Source organism: Streptomyces sp. NPDC087844, assembly GCF_044742785.1.
Lineage (GTDB): Bacteria > Actinomycetota > Actinomycetes > Streptomycetales > Streptomycetaceae > Streptomyces.
The window spans coordinates 1-24,125 of record NZ_JBIUVD010000047.1 but is presented as its reverse complement, the minus strand read 5'-3'; the positions used below and the strand labels follow the sequence as shown (position 1 = coordinate 24,125).

Below are 24,125 nucleotides of genomic sequence, written 5' to 3'. Positions count from 1 at the left end.
CGCCCCGTCGACTCCCCACCCAGAGCCACCGACACCCGCCGCGCCGAAGCGACCGTATTCACACCCTCGAACTCACGCGGCAACGAACCCGCCGCGGCCTCCACCCCCCGCCAGTGAACCGCCTCGCCCGCCACCTCCTCCGACACCGCCAACTCACCCAACCGCCGCGCCCAACCCACGAAAGACGTCGTCTTCGCCGCGAACCCCACCACAGCGGCACCACGCTCGACCTGCGCATACGCCGACGCAAGATCCTCCAACAGGATCGGCCAGGAGACGGCGTCCACGACCAGGTGGTGGATGACGAGCAGGACCAGTTGGTCTCGCTCCCCCCGGTCGACGAGGGCCGCACGAACGAGGGGTCCGTCACTCAGGCCGAGGCCGGCCTGCACCTCCGTGGCCCGCGCCTCCAGGAACTCGTCATCGACGTCCGCGGCGGAGGCATCGATCACCGTCAGCAGGTCGGCCGACTCGACCGCCGCCGGCACACGGCCGATCCACTCGCCGTCTTCCTGCACGAAGCGTGAGCGCAGTACGTCGTGATGTCCGACCAGCGCGCCCAACGCCTCCCGCAGCAGTTCGGGGTCGACCCTGTCGGTGATCTCCAGCACCGTCGACTGGTTGAAGTGCCAGGGCTCGGACAGCTCGCGCCCCAGGAACCAGCGTTGGATCGGAGTCAGCGGGAAGTCGCCGACCACCAGGCCCTGTTCGGCATCCGTCGCGCTCTCACCGGACGCCACCGACGCCAGACCCGCCACCGTCTGATGGTCGAACAACTGCGCCACGGTCACATGGACACCGAGCTCCCTGGCCCGGGCCACCACCCGGATACTGCTGATCGAGTCGCCGCCCAGCTCGAAGAAGTTGTCCTCGACCCCCACTCGTGCCACGCCCAGGACCTGCGCCCACACCCCGGCCAGGTCCCGCTCGACGTCCGTGCGTGGCTCGACGTATGCCTCCGCCGAACCCACACGGGCCGCGGCGTCCGGCGTCGGCAGCGCGGCCCGGTCGACCTTCCCGTTCGCGGTCAGCGGCAGCGCGGCCAGTTCCACGAACACGGCCGGAACCATGAAGGCCGGCAGCGTCCGCTGGACGTGGTCCCGTACATCGCTGACCGCCGGTATGCCCTCGGTCTGGTCGGCGGGGACGAGGTACGCGACGAGACGACGGTCCTCGGTGTCCCCATGGGCCGTCACGACGGCGGTGCGGATCTGCGGGTGGGCGGCGAGTACGGCTTCGATCTCGCCGGGTTCGATACGGAAACCGCGGACCTTGACCTGGTCGTCGGCCCGGCCGAGGAAGTCCAGCGTGCCGTCCGCCAGCCACCGCGCCCGGTCACCCGAGCGGTACATACGCGAACCGTCGCCCACGTACGGGTCGGGCACGAAGTGTTCCGCGGTCAGGACAGGGAGCCCGCCGTAGCCACGGGCCACGCCGGTGCCGGCGATGTACAGCTCACCCGCCACGCCGACCGGAACCGGATTCAGCCGCTCGTCCAGGACGTATGTCCGCGTGTTGTCGATCGGAACGCCGATCGGCGGCGCGCCCTGGCTGTCCGGATCGACGGTCGCGATGCTCACGCAGACCGTGGCCTCGGTCGGGCCGTACGCGTTCAGCAGCCGGTGGTGTGCGCCCCACGCCATCGCCGTAGCGGCATCGAGACGTTCGCCCGCGGTGACCAGAGTGGCCATACCGTCCAGATCACCGGGGTTCAGTACGGCCAGCAGCGACGGCGGCAAGGTCGCCACCCGCACATTCCGCCCCCGTACGAGTGCGGCCAGTGCCTCGGGCTCGGCGCGCTCCCGCGCGGTGGCCACCACCAGCGTGCCGCCGGATCCCAGCGTCACGCACACCTCGGAGACGGCTGCGTCGAACCCGAACGGCGCGAACTGCACCACCACGTCCCCCGCCCCGACCCCGAACGCCCTCGCCTGCGCCCGCACCAGGTTCACCACACCACGATGAGCGACCTGCACACCCTTCGGCCGACCCGTCGACCCCGACGTATAGATCACATACGCCAACTGGTCGCCGTGCACGGGAACGTCGGGAGCTGTGGACGGCAGACCGTCGGGGAGGTCCGGGTCGTCGAGCCACACCACGGTCTCCACCGGCAGCCGACGGGCAGCCTCGGTCGCCGCTTCTGCCCCTTCTGTCGCCTCGGCAGGCGACCTGCGCCCGATCAGCACCTTCGCGCCGCTGTCGGCGAGCATGAACTCCAGTCGCTCAGCCGGGTATTCGGGGTCCAGCGGCAGATAGGCACCACCCGCCTGCCACACCGCCAGCATCGCCACGACCATGTCGACCCCGCGTGGGAGGCACAGTCCCACGATCGACTCCGTACCCACGCCGGATCCGCGCAGGTGGTGCGCCAGCCGGCCGGCGCGCGCCATCAACTCGGCATACCGCAGACGTGTTTCGCCGCATGTCACCGCCACCGCGTCCGGGTGGGCTTCCGCCTGGGCCGCGATCAGCTCGTGGACGCCGCTCGCCGAGAGCGTCGGCGCCGCGGTGTCATTCCACTCCTCGACCATGCGGCGCCGCTCGACGGCGCTCAGAACCGGCAAGTCCGTCACGTGCTGCTCCGCGTCGGCCGCGATCGCCTCAAGCAGGGTGACCAGGTGTCCCGCCATCCGCTCGATCGTGGAGATGTCGAACAGAGCGGTGCTGAACTGGAACTCTCCCGACAGTTCGCCGCCGGCCTCTCCCAGTGTGACCACCAGGTCGAACCTCACCGGCAGCTCGTCGGCTTCAGTGTGTGCGTGGGCGTCTGCTTCCCGGGGTGCTCCTCCCGACTGCCCGTTGTCGTAGTCGAAGAGGACTTGGAAGAGGGGGCTGCGGGACCGGTCGCGTTCCGTGCCGAGTTCGTCGACGAGCTGCTCGAAGGGCAGGTCCTGGTGGGCGTAGGCGCCCAGCGCCATCTCACGGACCCGGCCCAGGAGTTCGGTGAAGGACGGGTCACCGGACAGGTCGGCCCTCATGACCAGGGTGTTGACGAAGAACCCGATCAAATCCTCGGTCTCGCCCCGGTTCCGGTTCGCCACCGGTGTACCCACCACGACGTCGTCCGTGCCCGCGTACCGGCCCAGCAGCACACTGAACGCCGCCAGCAACGTCATGGACATCGTCGTCCCACTACGGCGCGACAACACACGCAAGGCTGCAGCCGTCGCGGCCGGCACCCGCACCCCCAGCACACCACCCTCGGTGGACCGCACCGCCGGACGCGGCCGGTCGAGGGGCAGCTCCAGCACCGCAGCCCCCGACAACACCGACCGCCAATAACCCAGCTGCTCCTCCAAAACCTCACCGGCCAGCCACTGCCGCTGCCACACCGCGAAGTCCGCATACTGCACCGCAAGCGGCGCCAACGGGCTCGGCTCACCGTCACGGAACGCCTCATACAGCGCCGACAGCTCACGACGCAGAATCCGCCCGGACCACTCGTCCGACACCACGTGATGCATCACCAGCGCCAGCACATGCTCATCCGAAGCCAGCCGGATCAGCACCGCCCGCACCAGCGGCCCCGCCGACAGGTCGAACGCCCGCCCCGCCTCCGCCGCCACCAACGCCCGCGCGGCTGCCTGCGGATCCACCGCACCGGACACATCACGCAGCGGCAGCGGGACGGATACGGGCGCGTCGATCACCTGATACGCCACACCGTCCGTGCTCGCCACCAGCCGCGTCCGCAACACCTCATGCCGCGCCACCACACCCGACAACGCCGCACCCAGCGCGGTCACGTCCAACGGCCCGGTCCACCGCATCAAGGACGACAGGTTGTACTCCGCGGAACCCGGCTCCAACTGGTCCAGGAACCAGAGGCGTTGCTGTCCGAACGACAGCGGAAGCGCCTGGTCCCGGGGCACCGCCGTCACCGGCGGAGCCGTCACACCGGTACCGGCGGTCTCGATCACCGAGGCGAACTCCCGCACCGTCGGTTCGTCGAAGAGCACGGACAGCGGCACCTCGACCCCGAACACCTCGCGGACCCGGGAGATGACCTGCGTGGCGAGCAGCGAATGCCCGCCGAGGTCGAAGAAGTTGTCCTCGGCGCCCACCTCCTCCACGCCGAGAACCTGCGCCCACACCTCGGCCAGGATCCGCTCGGCCTCGGTGCGCGGCGCCACAGGACCTGTTGCCTCCTGTCGTACACCGTGTGGTTCGGGGAGGGCGGTGCGGTCGAGTTTGCCGTTCGCCGTCAACGGCAGCGCAGCAAGCTCCACGAACACCGACGGCACCATGTACTCCGGCAACCGCCCACCCACAAACGCCCGCAACTCACCCACCGACGGCATACCACCCCCCACACCAGCCGGCACCACATACGCCACCAACCGGCGCTCCACGCCCTCACCCCACGCCGACACCACCACCGACCCCACCAACGGATGCCCCGCCAGCACCGCCTCCACCTCACCCGGCTCCACACGGAAACCCCGCACCTTCACCTGAGCATCCACCCGACCCACAAACTGCACCCGCCCATCCACCAACCACCGCACCCGGTCCCCCGACCGATACATCCGCGACCCATCAGCCGCAAACGGATCCGCCACAAACCGACCCGCCGTCAACCCAGACCGACCCCCATAACCCCGCGCCAACTGAGACCCCGCAATACACAACTCACCCACCACACCCACCGGCACCGGAACCAACCGCTCATCCACCACATACACCCGCGCCCCCGCCAACGGCCGCCCCAACGCCACCACACCATCCCCACCCAACAACCCCGCCAACACCCCCACCGTCGACTCCGTCGGACCATAGTGATTGACCACCACCCGATCCCCAGCCGCCGCCACCAACTCCCCCAACCACGCCCCGGACGCACCCTCACCACCCAGCACCAGACCCCGCGCCGGCACCAACCCCGCCAGACCCTCCCCACCCCCGGCCGCCAACGCCGCCAGATGCGACGGCACCACCTTTACAAAATCAATCCCCCACACACGCCAGTACGCAGCCACCGCCCGACCATCCACCGCCGCATCCGCACCCACCACATGCAGCACACCACCCGACACCAGACACCCGAACACCACCGTGTTACCCAGATCAGTCACCACCGGCTGCAACAAACCAAACCGAACCCCCACCCTCGACCAGCCCAACCGCTCCACCACACCCACCGTGTAACCAAACAACCCACCATGCGTGACCTGCACACCCTTAGGCCGCCCCGACGAACCCGACGTATACACCACATACGCCAACTGACCAGCAACAACAGGCACCCCGGGATCCGACGCCGGCATCGCAGCCAACCCCGCCACAGTCGCCGGATCATCCAGCACCACCGTCCGCAACCGCCCCACCGGCAACTCATCAAGAACATCGCCCGTACCGACAAGTACCGTCGCCCGGCTGTCCGCCAGCATGAACCCCAGACGTGCGACCGGGTACTCAGGATCCAACGGCACATACGCCGCACCCGCCCGCCACACCCCCAGAATCGCCACGATCATGTCCACCCCACGCGGCAGACACAACGCCACCACCGACTCCGCACCCACCCCCACACCCCGCAGATAATGCGCCAAACGATCAGCCCGACCCAACAACTCCCCATACGTCACGCACACACCACCCGACACCACCGCCACCGCATCCGGCACCGACAACGCCCGACGGGCAATCAGCTCATGCACCCCACCCACCCCAGAAACAGACCCACCAGACCCACGGGCCCCACTCCACTCCCCCACCAACACGGCACGCTCACCAGCCGTCAACACCGGAAGCCGGGACAGTTCCCGTCCCGTGTCCTCGGCCACCGCGCCCAGCAGCGTGAGCAGGTGCCCCACCATCCGCTCCACCGTCACCGCGTCGAACAACGCCGTGCTGTACTCGAATTCACCCACCAGCCCCGCATCGCTGTCGCTGAAGATCAGCCGCAGGTCGAACTTGGCGACGACGGCTCCGTCTGCCGCGTCGGCCGAGGCGGCCGAGGCGGCCGTGGCGAGGTCACCGGCACCGTCGTCGGCGCGGGTCGATGGCCCGACGGAGTCATAGTTGAACAGGGCCTGGAACAGCGGGGTACGCGACCGGTCCCGGTCGGTGACCAACGCCTCCACCAACTGCTCGAACGGCACATCCTGATGCGCGTACGCACCCAACGCCGTCTCCCGCACCCGCCCCACCACATCACGGAACGACGGATCACCCGACAGATCAGCACGCATCACCAACGTATTGACGAAGAACCCGATCAGATCCTCCGTCTCCGCACGATTCCGGTTCGCCACCGGCGTGCCCACCACCACATCCTCCGACCCCCCATACCGACCCAACAACACCGCATACACCGACAACAACGTCATGAACATCGACGCGCCACACTCACGCGACAACCCCCGCAACGCCTCCGACACCCCCACCGGAACAACGAACCGCACCGAAGCACCCGCAGACGAACGAACCGACGGACGAGGACGGTCAGTGGGCAGTTCCAGTTCCGGCGCTCCGGCCAACCGCTCGTGCCAGTACGACAGTTGCTGGTCCAGGACCTCACCGTCGAGCCACTTCCGCTGCCACGCCGCGAAGTCCGCGTACTGCGCCTCAAGCGGGGGCAGCGGGTCGGGCTCTCCCGCCAGGAACGCCTTGTACAGAGCCATCAGCTCGCGGTGGAAGACCTGGTCGGACCACTCGTCGAAGACGACGTGGTGCAGGGCGACCACGAGGATGTGCTTCGTCGGCGCCAGCCGGAGCAGTGTGGCGCGGATCAGCGGTCCGGCCGCGAGGTCGAAGGGGACCGCCGCGTCCGCCGCCGCCAGGGTCCGTGCGGCCGTCCGGGGGTCGGCGTCCTCCGACACGTCCACCATTGGCAACGGGAACGGCGCCGGCGCATCGATGACCTGATGAGGCACACCCTCCGCATCCGCCACCAACCGCGTCCGCAACACCTCATGCCGCGCCACCACACCCGACAACGCCGCACCCAGAGCCGCCACATCCAGGGTGTCGTCCCAGCGCACCCGCATCGACAGGTTGTACTCGGTCGACGACGGATCCAACTGATCGAGGAACCAGAGGCGCTGCTGCGCGAACGACAGCGGGATCGGTCCGTCAGGACGCGGCCCCCATTCGCGGCGCGACGCCTGCTCTCCCTTGAGGCGTCGCTTCAGCAATTCCCGCTTGGCGTCAGAAAGCATCAGTTGTTCCCCTGCAAATGAGAAAGCTGAATTAGTGCATGACGGTGCGCTGCTCGGCCCTGGGAAATACGTCGCGACACCGAAAGGGAGCGCGACGGCAAGAATTGATTCTCCGTCTCACCATGGCACATCACCGGATCGTTGATCCAGCGAGTCGGCGACCGGTCACCGATCGACTGGGTGACCGATCGCCGGAGAGGACCGGATCGGTATGTTCAACTGCTGCGCGGCGGCGTTTGAACGGCGGGAGGCCGGGCGGTGCCCAGGCTGAGAAGCGGGCCGGCAGGCAGGCTCAGACCGGACGTCCGGCGTCGAGTTCGTACAGGTCCGTGCCCGCCAGTTGAGGCTGCTGGGCGACGGAAACGGTGAATCCATGCCGTTCGAGCAGTCCGGTGATGCTCTTCAACCGGCCCTCCTCATCGTGCACCTCGGCGACGACGTGGCTGATCAGCGGCCAGTGCTCGTCCTCGATCCCGGCCAGGACCAGGTGCTCGGCGCGCTCCACGTCGATCTTCAGCAGACCGATCTCGCGCAGCTCGTGGCGCCTGACCAGATCCGAGACGGTCAGTGTGGGAACTGTCAACTGGATTCCGCGGTGCAGGTCCTTGACGATTTCCCCGATGTAGTCCTCGGGAATTCCGGAGTTGCGCAGGAATATCCGGGTGTTCGCGTCGTCGGCCTGCTGGTCTGCGAACAGCCCCGAGTTCCCGGTCGACTTCGGGTAGTAGGTGAAGGTGCTCTCTCCCGCACAGTCGCTGACGGCGCCGCGCACGGCCACGGCTCCCGGCAGATGGCTGCGGAGATTCGCCTCAAGACACGCGTACGTCGTCGGCGCGGGTTCCACGGAGATGATCCGCAGGTCGGGGACCCGCCAGCCGAACATCAGGGACACGATCCCGATGTTGGCACCGATGTCGAGCACGGTGGTGCCCGGCCGCAGCGTGTCCGCGGCCGACCGGTAGAGCCCCTGGCCCGTCGCCTCCGCCCAGAGGACCTTGGCCTCGGCCGCGCTGACGCAGGTAATCCGTCGTCCGTTGGGAAGTTCGTACCGGCTGGTGTCCGCGGGCGCCGTCGACCGCGGCGCCGTGGGCCTTGTCGGTTTCGCCGGCCTCGTCTGCTCGGTCATGCGGACCCTCCTGCGTCGTCGCCGTTCCTCAGGCGTTCGATCTCGGTGCTCAGATAGACGCCCACGGCTTGCGCGCCCTCGCCGTAGAAGACGTTGGAGTGCTCGCCGGGCACGTCGATGACCTCGGGTCCGCGGGTGACGGGGATCTGCCACTGTTCGAGCGTCCACTTGTACGGCTTGGGGTGGTCGTCGCGCGGCATCAGCAGCACGACGCGGCCGTCGTAGTTGCGCATGCCCCGGTGCATGAGCTCGCCGTAGTAGGAGTAGGCCAACCGGTTCGTGGCCAGGGCGCGCATGATGCGCAGGGCGTGCTTGTCGCCGTCGCGGACCCCCTGGGCGATCTCCTCGTCCGGTGCGCCGTACTTCAGGAGCCGTTTCTCGGTCTTGCGGTCGAGTGTCGTACCGGGTTCGCCGTCGAGGGCGACTTCGATGCTGTCGAGGAGTTTGCGGTCGGACTTGCTGAAGGCCTGGCTGGGCAGGCGGCGGGCGAAGGGCTGACGGGCCGGTGCCATGAGGTAGACGCCGGCGACGTCCTTCCCCATGGCCGTCAGCTGCCGTGCCATCTCGAAGGCCACATAGGAGCTGCCGGACTGGGCGGTGAGGACGTACGGCCCGTCCTTCTGGATGCGCAGCACCTCACCGATGTACGTGGTCGCCATCTCCTCGACCGACGTGGGTTGCGCGTCCTCGCCGGTCAGTCCGCGTTCCTGGAGGCCGTAGAACTGCTGGCCCTCGGCGAGATGCCCGGCGACCTCGGCGTACGCCGCGACCTCGCCGGTGAGGGTGTGGACGGCGAACACGGCGGGCAGGGTCGTGCCGGCGCGGACGGTCACCGCCGACCGCACCTCGGGGTCCTCGGCGTGGATCTGGATGAGCGGTGCGGCGGCCGCGATCGTCGGGTGGTCGAAGAGGTCGCCGACACTGATGTCGTGCCCGGCGCCGCGGATGCGGCCGACGATCTGGGTGACCAGCAGTGAGTTGCCGCCCAGCTCGAAGAAGTTGTCGTGGGCTCCGATGCGCTCGATGCCGAGTATTTCCGACCACACCGCCGCGAGCAGTTCCTCGGCCGCGCCGGACGGGGCGATGTACTCGGTGCTGGTGGAGCGGACCGTTTCCGGTTCCGGCAGCGCCGCCTTGTCGACCTTGCCGTTCGCCGTGAGCGGCAGCCGGGACATCTCCATGAAGGCCGCCGGGACCATGTAGTCCGGGAGGCTGCGCAGCAGCGCCTCGCGCAGGTCGGCGGCCTCGGGGATGCCCTCGCTGTGGTCGGCCGGCACCAGATACGCGGCGAGTTTGCGGTCCGCGCTCTGTCCGTACGCCGTCACGACCGCCGTCCGCACGGCGGGGTGGGCGGCGAGCACCGCCTCGATCTCGCCGGGCTCGACCCGGAAGCCGCGCACCTTGACCTGGTCGTCGGTGCGGCCGATGAACTCCAGCTGCCCGTCGGCCCGCCAGCGCACCTGGTCGCCGGACCGGTACATGCGCGTGCCGTCGCCGACGAAGGGATCGGCCGGGAACCGCTCCGCGCTCAGCGCGGCGCGGCCCAGGTATCCACGGGCGACGCCCGCACCGGCGATGAACAGCTCACCGGTCGTGCCGACGGGCACCGGGCGGAACTGCTGGTCGAGCACGTAGACGCGGGTGTTGGCGATCGGGCCACCGATGGGAGGTCCGCCGGGGTCCTGGGTCCCTGTCCCGACATCGAGGTTGTCGGGAGGGGTGAGGGTGGCGATGCTTGCGCACACCGTGGCCTCGGTGGGCCCGTACGCGTTGAGCAGCCGGTGCTCGTCCCGCCACGCGGCGGCTGTCGTCGCCTCCAGGCGTTCGCCGGCCGACACCAGGGTGCGGAGTCCGGTCAGGTCGCCGGGCCGCAGCACCGCGAGGAGCGACGGCGGAAGCGTCGCCACCCGGATCCGCCGTCGCCGGATGAGTGCGGCCAGCGCCTCGGGCTCGGCGCGCTCCCGCGCGGTGGCCACCACCAGCGTGCCGCCGGATCCCAGCGTCACGCACACCTCGGAGACGGCTGCGTCGAACCCGAACGGCGCGAACTGCACCACCGCGTCCCCCGCCCCGACCCCGAACGCCCTCGCCTGCGCCCGCACCAGGTTCACCACACCACGATGAGCGACCTGCACACCCTTCGGCCGACCCGTCGACCCCGACGTATAGATCACATACGCCAACTGGTCGCCGTGTACGGGAACGTCGGGAGTCGTCGACGGCTGCGTGGCCAGCTCCGCCACGACATCCGGAGCATCCACGACGACCGTCCGCAGGCGCCCCACCGGCAGCTCGTCCACCAGTTCCTCGGTACCCAGCAGCAGGGTGGCCCGGCTGTCCGCCAGCATGAAGCCGAGTCGGTCCGCCGGGTACTCCGGGTCCAGCGGCAGGTAGGCCGCACCCGCCTGCCATACCGCGAGCATCGCCACGACCATGTCGATGCCGCGCGGCAGGCACAGCCCGACCACCGACTCGGAGCCCACACCGGTTCCGCGCAGATAGTGCGCGAGCCGGTTGGCCCGCTGCAGCAACTCCTCGTAGGACAGTTTCAGTTCGCCCGACTCAAGGGCCACGGCGCCCGGCGTGGCGACCGCCCACTCGGCGATCAGCTCGTGAACTCCGCTCGTTTCTGCGGGCAGTTCGTCGGCCGTGTCGTTCCACTCGTGCACCAGGCGCCGGTGTTCGGCCTCTGTCAGCATCGGCAGCTCTCCCACCGGCTGATCGGCTTCCTCGCCCACAACTCCCAGCAATGTCACCATGTGCCCCGCAATCCGCTCGACCGTCACCGCGTCGAACAGAGCGGTGCTGTACTGGATCTCGCCGGTAAGGACGCCGTTGTCCTCCCCGAGCGTCACGACCATGTCGAACTGCACCGGCAGCAGTCCCGTGCCGGTCTCGACGCGCATGCCGACCGCGCCGTGCGACGCGCCGTCGTCACCGCTGCCACGGCCACGGTCAGGGGTGTCTGCCGTGTCCGTCCCGTCATCGCCGCCGTCGGAATAGGACGTCCTGGCGGCTCCCGCCGTGTGGTTGAAGGACACGCGGGTGAGCGGGCCACGAGTACGGTCCCGCACATCGGCCAGGGCGTCCACCACCTGCTCGAACGGCAACTCCTGGTGGGCGTACGCGCCCAGTGCCGTGGCACGCACCCGGCGCAGCACCTCGGTGAAGGACGGGGCACCGGACAGGTCGGTCCGCATGAGCAGGGTGTTGACGAAGAATCCGATCAGATCTTCGGTCTCGGTCCGGTTCCGGTTCGCCACCGGTGTACTCACGACGACGTCGTCCGACTCGGTGTAGCGGCTCATGAGGATGTCGAAGGCGGCGAGCAGCGTCATGAACATCGTCGTGCCGTGCTGCCGCGACAGCGCCCGCAGGGCTTCCGCGGTCTCCGCCGGGACGGTGAACCTCGCCACCGACCCTTCCGTGGAACGGACGGCCGGCCGGGGCCGGTCGGTCGGCAGTTCCAGCCTCTTCGCCCCCGTCAACTGCCGGCGCCAATAGGCGATCTGCGTGTCGCGCACGTCTCCCGAGAGCCAGTTCCGCTGCCATGCAGCCACATCGGCGTACTGCACCGCAAGAGGCGGCAGCGGGCTGGGACCACCGGCCCTGAACGCCCGGTACAGGATGGAGAACTCGCGCTGGAGGACGCCGTCCGACCACTCGTCGAAGACGACGTGATGCATCGCGAGGACGAGTACGTGGTCGTCCGGGCCAAGTCGGACGAGGGTGGCGCGGAGAAGGGGGCCGGCGGCGAGGTCGAAGGGGGTGAGACCGTCCTTGATGATCAGGCCGTCCGCCTCGCCCTGTGGATCCGCACTGCCGGACAGGTCCAGCAGCGGGAGGGGAACAGAGGCCGGCGGGTCGATGAGCTGGTGCGGTACGCCGTCAACGCCGGCCACCAGTCGAGTACGCAGCACCTCGTGCCGGGCCACGATCTCGTCCAAGGCGGCGCCGAGCGCCGGGAGGTCGACGTCGCCGGTCAGGCGCACCCGGGTCGACATGTTGTACTCCGGTGAGCCCGGCTCCAACTGGTCCAGGAACCACAGCCGCTGCTGCGCGAACGACAGCGGCAGGGCCTCGTCCCGGGCGACGGGCGTCATCGGCGGCGCGGCGTCCCGGGCAGTGCTGTCGATCACCGTGGCCAGCGCACGCACGGTCGGAGCGTCGAACAGGTCGGCGAGGGATACGCCGACACCGAAGGCCTCCCGGATGCGGGAGACCGCCAGGGTGGCGAGGAGCGAATGACCGCCGAGGTCGAAGAAACCGTCCGTGGCACCGACCCGGTCCACGCCCAGGACCTGCGCCCAGATACCGGCCAGCAGTTCCTCGGTCGCACCGGACACGCCGACATACTCGATCTCGGACCGTAGCGCCTGCGGCTCCGGCAGAGCGGACCGGTCGATCTTGCCGTTCGGGGTCAGAGGCAGGGTGGACAGCTCGGTGAACAGGGACGGAACCATGTACTCCGGCAGAGTACGGCGCAGATGCTCGCGCAGAACGTCCGGGGCGGGAATGCCCTGAGTGTGGTCACCGGGGACCAGGTAGGCCACCAGACGGCGGTCGCCTCCCGTCCCGTATGCACTGACCACAGCCGCACTGATCTGCGGGTGCCCGGTCAGGGCGGATTCGATCTCGCCCGGCTCGATCCGGAAACCGCGGACCTTCAGCTGGTCGTCGGCCCGGCCCAGGAACTCCAGACGGCCGTCCGACGACCACCGCACCCGGTCCCCGGTGCGGTACAACCGGCCCCCGTCGGCGGCGAACGGGTCCGCCACGAACCGCTCAGCCGTCAACGCCTGACGCCCTAGATAGCCCCGGGTCACCCCCGCGCCACCGATATACAGCTCACCCGCGACGCCCACCGGGACCGGGTTCAGCCGCTCGTCCAGCACGTACACCCGTGTGTTCGCGATCGGTGCGCCGATCGACGGAAGGTCCCCGGACACGCGCTCGCACGCCGACCAGATGGTGGTCTCGGTCGGCCCGTACATGTTCCACACGCCGGCCGTCCGCTCCACCAGCGCCACCGCCAAGGACGTCGGCAGCGCCTCTCCCCCGCACAGGGCACGAAGCTCCGGCGCGCCCTGCCAGCCGTCCGACACCAGCATCTGCCACGTCGCCGGCGTCGCCTGCATCACCGTCGCCCCGACCCTCGCCAGCTCACCCGCCAGCTCGGCAGGCACACCAGCCATGTCCCGGCCGGCGACCACCACCCGCGCACCCGACACCAGGGGCAACCACAACTCCAGGCCGGCGATGTCGAAGCCCAGCGTCGTCACCGCCAGCAGCACATCCGCGGCGTCGAGCCCCGGACGCCCGCCCATGGCCGACAGGAAACTCACCAGATTGCCGTGCGAGACCTGCACACCCTTCGGCCGCCCCGTCGACCCCGACGTATACAACACATACGCCAACTGGGCGGCCTGAACGAGCACTTCGGGGCCACCGGCGGGATACGCAGCCAGCGTCTCCACCATCTCCGGATCATCGAGCCACACCACCGACCCGACCCGCGCCACCGCCGACAGTTCAGCAGCCACCGCCCGATGCCCGACCACTACCGACGCATCACTGTCCGCCAGCATGAACTCCAGCCGCTCGGACGGATACTCGGGATCCAGCGGCAGATACGCCGCACCCGCCCGCCACACCGCCAGCGCGGCCACCACCATGTCCACCCCACGAGGCAGACACAACGCCACCACCGACTCCGGCCCCACACCCAGCGCACGAAGATGCGCCGCAAGTCGATCCGCCCGCGCCATCAACCCGCCGTATGACAACGACACCTCACCCGAGACCACGGCGACCACATCCGGCATCGAGCGCGCCCGCCCGGTGATCAGCTCATGCACCCCACCCACCAACGGCAGGGGAGCAGCCGTGTCGTTCCACTCCCGCGTCACCCGCTCCAGTTCCGGGACGGCCAACAGCGGCAACTCACCCACCGGCCGGTCCGCACCGACCGCGACGGCCTCCAGCAGGGTCACCAGATGCCCCGCCATCCGCTCCACCGTCACCGCGTCGAACAACGCGGTACTGAACTGGATGCCCGCCTTGAGCGTTCCGTCGTCGGCTTCCTCGGCCATCACCCACAGGTCGAACGGCACGGCGACCTGACCACCCGCCTGACCACCCGCCTGACCGCCTTCCGTGCCGGATTCTCCATCGGCATCGGCGGCGCCTCGAACCGCTTCACCGTCTCCGGCGCCGTAACTGAAGAACACCTGGAACAGCGGCGTGCGGGACCGGTCCCGCTCCACGACCAGGTCGTCCACCAACTGCTCGAACGGCACGTCCTGATGCGCGTACGCACCCAACGCCGACTCCCGCACCCGACCCAACAACTCGGAGAACGAAGGATCACCGGACAGATCCGCCCGCATCACCAGCGTATTGACGAAGAAGCCGATCAGGTCCTCCGTCTCGGCGCGGTTGCGGTTGGCGACGGGCGTGCCCACCACCACATCTTCAGACCCCGCGTAGCGGCCCAGCAGTACATCGAGCGCGGCGAGCAGCGTCATGAACATCGTCGTGCCGCGCTCGCGGGACAGCGCCCGCAGCGCGTCGGTCGTCTCCGCCGGGACAGTGAACGGAGCCATCGCCCCTTCGGCGGACCGCACCGACGGACGCGGACGGTCAGTCGGCAACTCCAGTACGGGGACGTCGGCCAAAGCGTCTCGCCAGTAGGCGCGCTGGTCTTCCAGCACCTCCCCGTCCAGCCACTGCCGCTGCCAGGCCGCGAAGTCGGCGTACTGCACCGGCAGCGGCGGCAGCGGATCCGGCTCACCCGCGCGGAACGCCTCGTACAGAGCGGACAACTCACGGCGCAGGATCCCGGCCGACCACTCGTCGGAGACGACATGGTGCGTCAGCAGGGCGAGCAGGTGCTGATCTTCACCGAGCCGGATCAGCGTGCCCCGGATCAGGGGTCCTGCCGCCAGATCGAAGGGTGCCGTCGCGTCCGCCAGTGCCAGCCGTTCGGCCGCACGTACGGGGTCGGGGCCATCGGACACGTCCACCATCGGCAGCGGGAACGCCGTCACCGGGTCGATCACCTGGTACGGCGCGCCGTCGGAACCGGCCACGAGGCGGGTCCGCAGCACCTCGTGCCGCGCCACCACCGCGTCCAGGGCCGCTCCCAGGGCCGCAATGTCCAGGTCGCCGTCCCATGGCACGTACAACGGCAGGTTGTACTCGACCGAGCCTGGTTCGAGCTGGTCCAGGAACCACAGCCGCTGCTGAGCGAAGGACAGCGGCAACGGTTCGTCCCTGCTGACGACCGTCCACTCCGGCTCTGCCACACCCGGTGTCACGGCATCGAGTGCCGCCCCCAGCCCGGCGATCGTCGGGCGATCGAACAGGGTCGCAAGGGCCAGCTCGACACCGAACACCTCCCTGATCCGGGAGACCACCTGGGTGGCGAGCAGCGAATGCCCGCCCAGTTCGAAGAAGTTGTCCGTGGTCCCGACCCGGTCCACACCCAGTAGGTACTGCCAGATGCCCGCCAGAAGCTCCTCGGAAGCAGTGGACGGTGCCACGAATCCAGCCAGTTCCGGGCGCACACCGTCCGGTTCGGGCAACGCGGACCTGTCCAGCTTTCCGTTCGGCGACAGCGGCAGGGTCGCGAGTTCGACGAAGGCGGCCGGGACCATGAAGGCCGGCAGGCTCCGCTGGACATGGTCCCGCAGGTCAGTGACCGCCGGAATGCCCTCCGCCGCATCCTCCGGCACGAGATAGGCGGCCAGCTTGCGGTCCTCGGCAGCACCGAACGCGGTCACCACCGCCGTGCGAACCTGCGGGTGGGCGGCGAGTACGGCCTCGATCTCACCGGGCTCGATACGGAAGCCCCGTACCTTGACCTGATCGTCGGCCCGGCCGATGAAGTCCAGCGTGCCCTCAGCCAGCCACCGCGCCCGGTCACCCGAGCGATACATACGGGTGCCATCGGCGGCAAACGGGTCCGGCACGAAGCGTTCGGCGGTCAGCGCAGACTGGGCGCGGTAGCCGCGGGCCACCTGCGGACCCGCGATGTACACCTCGCCGGCCACTCCGACCGGGACCGGGTTCAGGCGTGCGTCCAGGACATACAGACGGGCGTTGGCGACCGGGGCACCGATCGGCGGGGCCGCGGTCGGCTCCGGGACCACCGGGCCGGTGGTGACCATGACAGTCGCCTCGGTAGGACCGTAGGTGTTCACCAGCGTGCGCCCGGACGCCCAGGCCTGCGCCGCCTGCTGCGTCAGCCGCTCCGCGCCGAGGAGCAGGGTCTGAATACCGGGCACCTCGTCCGGGTTCAAGACACCCAGCAGGGACGGCACCACACTCGCCGCCTCCACCGCCTGCGCACCGACCATCCCGGTCAGTACCTCCGGGGCGGCGCGCTCGGCACTGCTCGCCACCACCAGCGTGCCGCCCGAGGCAAGGGTCACCGCGACATCCAGCACCGCCGCATCAAAACTGAACGACGCGAACTGCAGGACCCGAACCCCCGCACCCGCCCCCAGCACCGGAGCCAGCGCGGTCACCATGCCCACCACACTGCGATGCCCGACCTGCACACCCTTGGGCCGGCCCGTCGACCCCGACGTATAAATCACATACGCCAGCTGGTCCGCGTGTACGTCGACTCCAGGAGCCGTGGACGGCAGATCCCCGGCCACCTCGGCCATCATCTCCGACCCGACCACCACCCGCACACCACTGTCAGCGACCATGAACTCCCGCCGCTCAGCCGGGTATTCGGGATCCAGCGGCAGATACGCACCACCCGCCTGCCACACCGCCACCATCGCCACGACCATGTCGACCCCACGCGGCAGACACAGCCCCACCACCGACTCAGCACCCACCCCGAGCCCCCGAAGGTGCTGCGCCAGGCGATTGGCACGCGCCAACAGTCCGCCATACGTGAGCGCCTTGCCGTCCGAGACGACCGCCACCGCATCCGGACCCGCCTCCGCCCGCGCAGCGATCAGCTCATGCACCCCACCCACGCCCGGCAACGCCTCAGCAGTCTCGTTCCACTCCTCCACCACCCGCCGCCGCTCAGCGCCAGTCAGGACCGACACCTCGCTGACCCGTCGCCCCGCATCCTCCGCGATGCTCCGCAGCACGTTGACGACGTGCCCGGCCATCCGCTCCACGGTCTCCGCGTCGAACAGCGCGGTGCTGTACTCGATCTGCCCCGTGAGTCCCCCGTCCTCCCTGTCGCCGAGCCGCAGGGTCAGGTCGAACTGGACCGTACGGGAGACGTGCGCGAGGCGCTCCCCGGAGGGGGCGTTCGACTCCGGAGCTCCACCTGTGTCGTAGCTGAAGAATGCCTGGAACAGCGGCGTGCGGGACCGATCCCGCTCGGTGACCAGTTCGTCCACCAACTGCTCGAACGGCACATCCTGATGCGCGTACGCACCCAGCGCCGCCCCCCGCACCCGCCCCAACAGCTCCGTGAACGACGGGTCACCGGACAGATCAGACCGCATCACCAACGTGTTGACGAAGAAACCGATCAAATCCTCCGTCTCGGCACGGTTCCGGTTCGCCACCGGCGTGCCCACCACCACATCCTCCGAGCCCGTATACCGCCCCAACAGCACATCGAAGGCCGCCAGCAGCGTCATGAACATCGTGGAGCCATGTGCACGTGAGAGTGCCCGCAGCGCCTCCGCTGTCCCCACCGGAACGGTGAACGCGGCCATGGCCCCCTCTGTGGTTCGGGTCGCCGGGTGCGGCCGGTCCGTGGGCAGTTCCAGTGCCGGGACGCCAATCAACTGCGCGCGCCAGTGGCCGAGTTGACTGTCCAAGACCTCTCCGGTCAGCCATTCCCGTTGCCAGACCGCGAAGTCCGCGTACTGCACCGGCAGCGGCGGCAGCGGATCCGGCTCACCCGCGCGGAACGCCTCGTACAGGGCGGACAGCTCGCGCCGGAAGATCCGCTCCGACCATTCGTCGGTGACGATGTGGTGCATCGCGAGGGCCAGCACATGTTCGTCGGATGCGAGTCGGACAAGGGTGGCGCGGACGAGGGAGCCGTGGGTGAGGTCGAAGGGGGTGGCGGCGTCAGCCGTCAGCAGGTCCTGAGCGGTCACGACCGGGTCGACGGCGCCGGACACGTCGACGACGGTGAGCGGGAAGGGAGCCGGCGGCTCGATGACCTGATGCGGTACGCCGTCCGTGTCCGCCACCAGTCGGGTCCGCAGGACTTCATGGCGCGCCACGATCCCGCTCAGTGCCGCACCGAGGATCGCCACGTCCAGGTCTCCGGACCAGGGCAAGGGGGACGGCAGGACATAGCCGGTGGCACCCGGGTCCAACTGATCCAGGAACCATAGCCGTTGCTGTGCGAACGACAGCGGCAGCGGCGAAGGCGACTGTTGTGGTGCTGCCTGCGACAGCATCTCGTACCGGTTCCGGTCGACGGGTGTGATCGCCGGCGCCGTGTTTCCCGTTCCGAACCCGTGCCCGTCAGTTCCGCTGCCCGAGGCATCGATCGCCGCGGCCAGGCCACGTATCGTGGGCCGGTCGAACAGTGCCGACAGCGGCACCTCCAGCCCGAACACCTCGCGGACACGGGAGACCACCTGGGTGGCGAGCAGTGAGTGGCCGCCGATCCCGAAGAAGTCGTCGGCAACGCCGATCGCGTCCGCCTTGAGGACCTGTGCCCAGATCTCAGCGAGCAGTTCTTCCGTCGCGCCCGAAGGAGCCAGGTAAGTGTGCGCCTCGGAGTGGGCGGCGGCGCGATCGGGCTGCGGGAGTGCGGCGCGGTCGAGCTTTCCGTTGCGGGTGAGGGGCAGTTCGGTCAGTTCGGTGAAGACCGAGGGAACCATGAAGTCGGGCAGACTCTGCCGCAGAAGGTCGCGCAGTTCGGCCACCGCCGGAATGCCTTCGGCCGGGTCGGTGGGGACCAGGTGTGCCACCAGGCGACGGTCCGTACCGTCCCCGAACGCCGTCACGACGGCCGACCGGATGCCCGCGTGAGCGGCGAGGACGGCCTCGATCTCGCCGGGTTCTATACGGACGCCCCGTACCTTCATCTGGTGATCGGCGCGGCCCAGGAAGTCCAGTTGCCCGTCCGACCGCCAGCGCGCCCGGTCACCCGACCGATACATGCGCGAGCCGTCACCCGCGAAAGGGTCCGCCACGAATCGCTCGGCCGTCAGTGCGGAACGGCCGCCGTAACCGCGCGCGACACCCGCCCCGCCGATGAAGAGCTCGCCCGGGACGCCGATCGGCACAGGATGGGACCGGGCGTCGAGCACGTACACCTTCGTCTGCGCGATCGGCAGTCCGATCGGCGGGACGGACGACATCACCGGCTGCGGCAGGAGCCCGGCGACACTGGTGATGGTCGCCTCCGTCGGTCCGTACACGTTGTAGACGGGTACCGAGGTGTGTGCGAACCACTCCGCGAGCGTCCGTGCGGGCATCGCCTCGCCGCCCATGATGAGCAGGCGGAAGTCCGGTCCGAGGGTGCCCTGTTCCGCGAGGCCGGGGAGGAGCATCTCCCACAGTGCCGGGGTGATGTCGACCGAGGTCACGGCCTGTTCACGGATCTCACGCAGCACGCGTTCCGGTGTCCACTGCTCCGCTCCGCCCAGCAGCAGTCGTCCGCCGTGCAGCAGGGTGGCGAAGAGCTGTTCCTGTGCGGCGTCGAAGGTGAGGGAGGCCAGCTGGAGTGTGACGTCCGCGGGGGTCAGTCCGTAGCGGCAGCCCATCTCCTGGAGCTCCCGGCTCCATGAACTGTGCTGGACCAGAACGCCCTTGGGGGTGCCGGTCGAGCCGGACGTGAAGATGACGTACGCCAGGTTCTGCGGTGCGACTCCCGTCCGCGGGCTCTCGACGTCGTACGTGGCGATCGTCGGCCAGTCGGTGTCGATGAACAGCTTCGGGGTGGGAAGGACTTCCAGCCGTTCCGCGTACGCGGCCTGTGTGAGGAGCAGCGAGGCGCCGGACGACTCGATCATGTGGCGCAGCCGCTGGACGGGCTGGTCGGCGTCGAGGGGCAGGTACGCGGCTCCCGCTTTCATGATGCCGAGCAGCGCGACGAGTGCTTCCGGGCCGCGTGCCAGGCATACGCCGACGACGTCCTCGCAGCCGACGCCCAAGCTCTTTATGCGGCGGGCGAGTTGGTTGGCTTTCGTGTTCAGTCGGCCGTACGTGAGGTGGCGGCCGGCTTGCAGGATGGCGACGGCGTCGGGGGTGCGGTGCGCCTGCTCCTCGAAGAGCGTGTGAACGGTGCGCTCTTCCGTGTGTGTCTCCGCGCCTGTGCCGAGGGCGCGCAGCGTCTCGTGCTCGGCTTCGGAGAGAAGGTCGAGCGCGCCGATCCGGCGGGCGGGGTCCAGGACGGACCGCAGGACGACCACCAGGTGATCGGCCATACGGCGCGCCGTGGCCGCGTCGAACAGCGTTGTGCTGTACTCAAGTTCACCGGTCAGTGCTCCGTCACCGGTGTCCCTGAAGGTCAGCGCGAGGTCGGAGAGGGCGAGGTCGCGCGACATGGCGACGTCGGTGGTGTGAGCGGCTCGGTCCTCGTCCGGGCCGTCGTACCTACGGGCGTCGTCGCTGTCGACGTCCGGCGCGGCGCCTCCCGCTGCCCCACCGTCCCGTACGTAGTTGAAGTACACCTGGAACAGGGCGGTGCGGGAGCGGTCGCGGTCGGTGACCAGGTCGTCCACGAGCTGCTCGAAGGGCAGATCCTGGTGCGCGTACGCGTCGAGAGCCATGTCCCTCACGCGGGCGAGGAGTTCGGCAAAGGTCGGGTCGCCGGAGAGGTCGGTGCGCAGCACGAGTGTGTTGACGAAGAAGCCGATGAGGGACTCGGTCTCGGCCCGGTTCCGGTTCGCGACCGCAGTGCCGACCACGACGTCGTCGGTGTCGCAGTAGCGGCCCAGCAGGACGTCGAAGGCGGCCAGCAGCGTCATGAACATCGTGGAACCGTGCGCACGTGACAGCGCCCGCAGCTCCTGAGCGGTCTCCGCCGGAACCGTGAACTGTGTCGTCGCCCCGACCGACGAACGGATCGGCGGCCGGGCCCGGTCGAGGGGCAGCTCCAGCTCCGTCGAGCCCGCCAACTGGGCCTGCCAGTACGTGACCTGTCTGTCCAGCACCTCTCCGGTCAGCCATTCCCGTTGCCAGACCGCGAAGTCCGCGTACTGCACCGGCAGCGGCGGCAACGGGTCCGGCTCACCCGCGCGGAACGCCTCGTAGAGCGCCGCCACCTCCTGGCTGAGGATCCGCGCCGACCACTCGTCGGACACGACGTGGTGCATGGCCAACGCCAGTACGTGTTCGCCGAGACCCAGCCTGATCAGGGCGGCGCGCAGCAGCGGACCGGCCTCAAGGTCGAAGGACTCCGCCATGTCCCGGGTGACCAGTCGCTCGGCCTCCCCCAGCGGATCGTCGCCACCGGACACGTCGATCACCGGCAGGGGGCACGGCGCAGGGGCGTCGATCACCTGGTGAGCCACCCCGTCCGCGCCGGCCACCAGCCGGGTCCTCAGCACCTCGTGCCGGGCCACCACGGCGTCCAGCGCGGCACCGAGCGCGGCAACGTCCAGCACACCGTCCAGGCGGACGGGCAGCGCGACGTTGTACTCCGTCGAGCCGGGGTCCAGTTGGTTCAGGAACCACAGCCGCTGCTGCGCGAACGACAACGGCAGCGGCCCGCTCCGGTCCGTTGCCCTCACCGGGGGTTCTCCCCCTTGCGACGCGCCCTCGACCGTCGCGGCCAGCGCCCGCACGGTCCGCCGGTCGAACAGATCGGCGAGCCGCAATTCGACGCCGAACACTTCCCTGATACGCGACATCACCTGCGTGGCCAGCAACGAGTGGCCGCCGAGATCGAAGAATCCGTCGGTGACGCCGACCCGCTCCACGCCGAGAACCTGCGCCCAGATACCCGCGAGCAGCTCCTCGGTCTCACCGGCCGGGGCCACGAAGCCCTCCCGTTCCGCGGAGGCGGAGGCGGCGGCGGAGGGATCCGGGGTGGGCAGTGCGGAGCGGTCGAGTTTGCCGTTGGGGGTGAGGGGGAGGGTGGCCAGTTCGACGAACACGGCCGGGACCATGTAGGCGGGCAGGCTCCGCTGGAGGTGGTCTCGCAGGTCGTTGACGGCCGGGATGCTGTCGGCGGCGTCCTGCGGGACGAGGTAGGCGGCAAGGCGGCGGTCTTCGGTGTCACCGAACGCGGTCACGACGGCGGTGCGGATCTGCGGGTGGGCGGCGAGTACGGCCTCGATCTCACCGGGCTCGATACGGAAGCCCCGTACCTTGACCTGGTCGTCGGCCCGGCCGATGAAGTCCAGCGTGCCCTCAGCCAGCCACCGCGCCCGGTCACCCGAGCGGTACATACGGGTGCCGTCGGCGGTAAAGGGGTCCGACACGAAGCGTTCGGCGGTCAGGGCAGACTGGGCGCGGTAGCCGCGGGCCACCTGCGGGCCCGCGATGTACACCTCGCCGGCCACTCCGACCGGGACCGGGTTGAGGCGTGCGTCCAGGACATACAGGCGGGCGTTGGCGACCGGGGTACCGATCGGCGGGGCCGCGGTCGGCTCCGGAGCCACCGGGCCGGTGGTGACCATGACAGTCGCCTCGGTGGGGCCGTAGGTGTTCACCAGCGTGCGGCCGGGCGCCCAGGCCTGCGCCGCCTGCTGGGTCAGCCGCTCCGCGCCGAGGAGCAGGGTCTGGATGTCGGGGACTGCGCGCGGGTTCAGGACACCCAGCAGGGAGGGCACCACGCTGGCTGCTCCCACCGCCTGCGCGCCGATCATCCCGGTCAGCGCCACTGGGGCGGTGCGCTCGGCACTGCTCGCCACCACCAGCGTGCCGCCCGAGGCGAGAGTCACCGCGACATCCAGCACCGCCGCATCAAAACTGAACGACGCGAACTGCAGGACCCGAACCCCCGCACCCGCTCCCAGCACCGGAGCCAGCGCGGTCACCATGCCCACCACACTGCGATGCGCGACCTGCACACCCTTGGGCCGGCCCGTCGACCCCGACGTATAGATCACATACGCCAACTGGTCCGCGTGTACGGCGACTCCAGGCGCCGTGGACGGCAGATCCCCGGCCACCTCGGCCATCGTCTCCGGCCCGACCACCACCCGCACACCACTGTCAGCGACCATGAACTCCCGCCGCTCAGCCGGGTATTCGGGGTCCAGCGGCAGATACGCACCACCTGCCTGCCACACCGCCACCATCGCCACGACCATGTCGACCCCACGCGGCAGACACAGCCCCACCACCGACTCGGCACCCACCCCGAGACTCCGAAGGTGATGCGCCAGGCGATTGGCACGCGCCATCAGCCCGCCATACGTCAACACCCAGCCGTCCGACACGACCGCCACCGCATCCGGACCCGCCTCCGCCCGCGCAGCAATCAGCTCATGCACCCCACCCACACCCGGCAACGGCTCAACCGCACCACCACCCTGGCGCACCAGCCGATCACGTTCCTCAACCCCCACCACGGCGAGATCGCCAACACGCTGGTCCGGATCCTCCGCGGCAACGGCCTCCAGTACCGCGACGAGTTGAGCCGCCAAGCGCTCCACCGTCACCGCATCGAACCGGGATCGGTCGTAGGACAGACGAAGTACCAGCTCGTGGGCCGAACTGACGGCCACAGAGAGGGGGTAGTTCGCCTGTTCACGCATGTGGTTGAAACCAGCGTTGAGGCCGCTGCTGGCCGATTCGGCCTGCCCCTCTTCCAGCTCTTGGACCGGATAGTTCTCGAAGACGAAGAGGGTGTTGAACAGAGCCTGGCCCGGCGGGAGTTCACTGCTCTCCGCGATCGTGACCAACGGCGTGTGCTCGAACCTACGCGC

The 24,125-nt window shown here is 69.4% G+C and carries 3 protein-coding genes; all 3 read right to left on the bottom strand.

What is annotated here, in order from left to right:
• Positions 1-7,166, bottom strand: a 7,166-nt coding sequence (locus ACIOKD_RS41390) for an amino acid adenylation domain-containing protein (RefSeq protein ID WP_402093621.1), incomplete at its 3' end; no start/stop codon positions are given.
• 292 nt (positions 7,167-7,458) lie between these two features.
• Complete coding sequence (locus tag ACIOKD_RS41385; protein WP_402093620.1) at positions 7,459-8,292, bottom strand: FkbM family methyltransferase; 834 nt, start codon at positions 8,290-8,292, stop codon at positions 7,459-7,461.
• Positions 8,289-24,101 (bottom strand): non-ribosomal peptide synthase/polyketide synthase, encoded by a 15,813-nt coding sequence (locus tag ACIOKD_RS41380; RefSeq protein ID WP_402093619.1) that lies wholly within the window; start codon positions 24,099-24,101, stop codon positions 8,289-8,291. Before ACIOKD_RS41380 ends, ACIOKD_RS41385 begins: the two co-directional genes overlap by 4 nt.
• Positions 24,102-24,125: the final 24 nt, after the last annotated feature.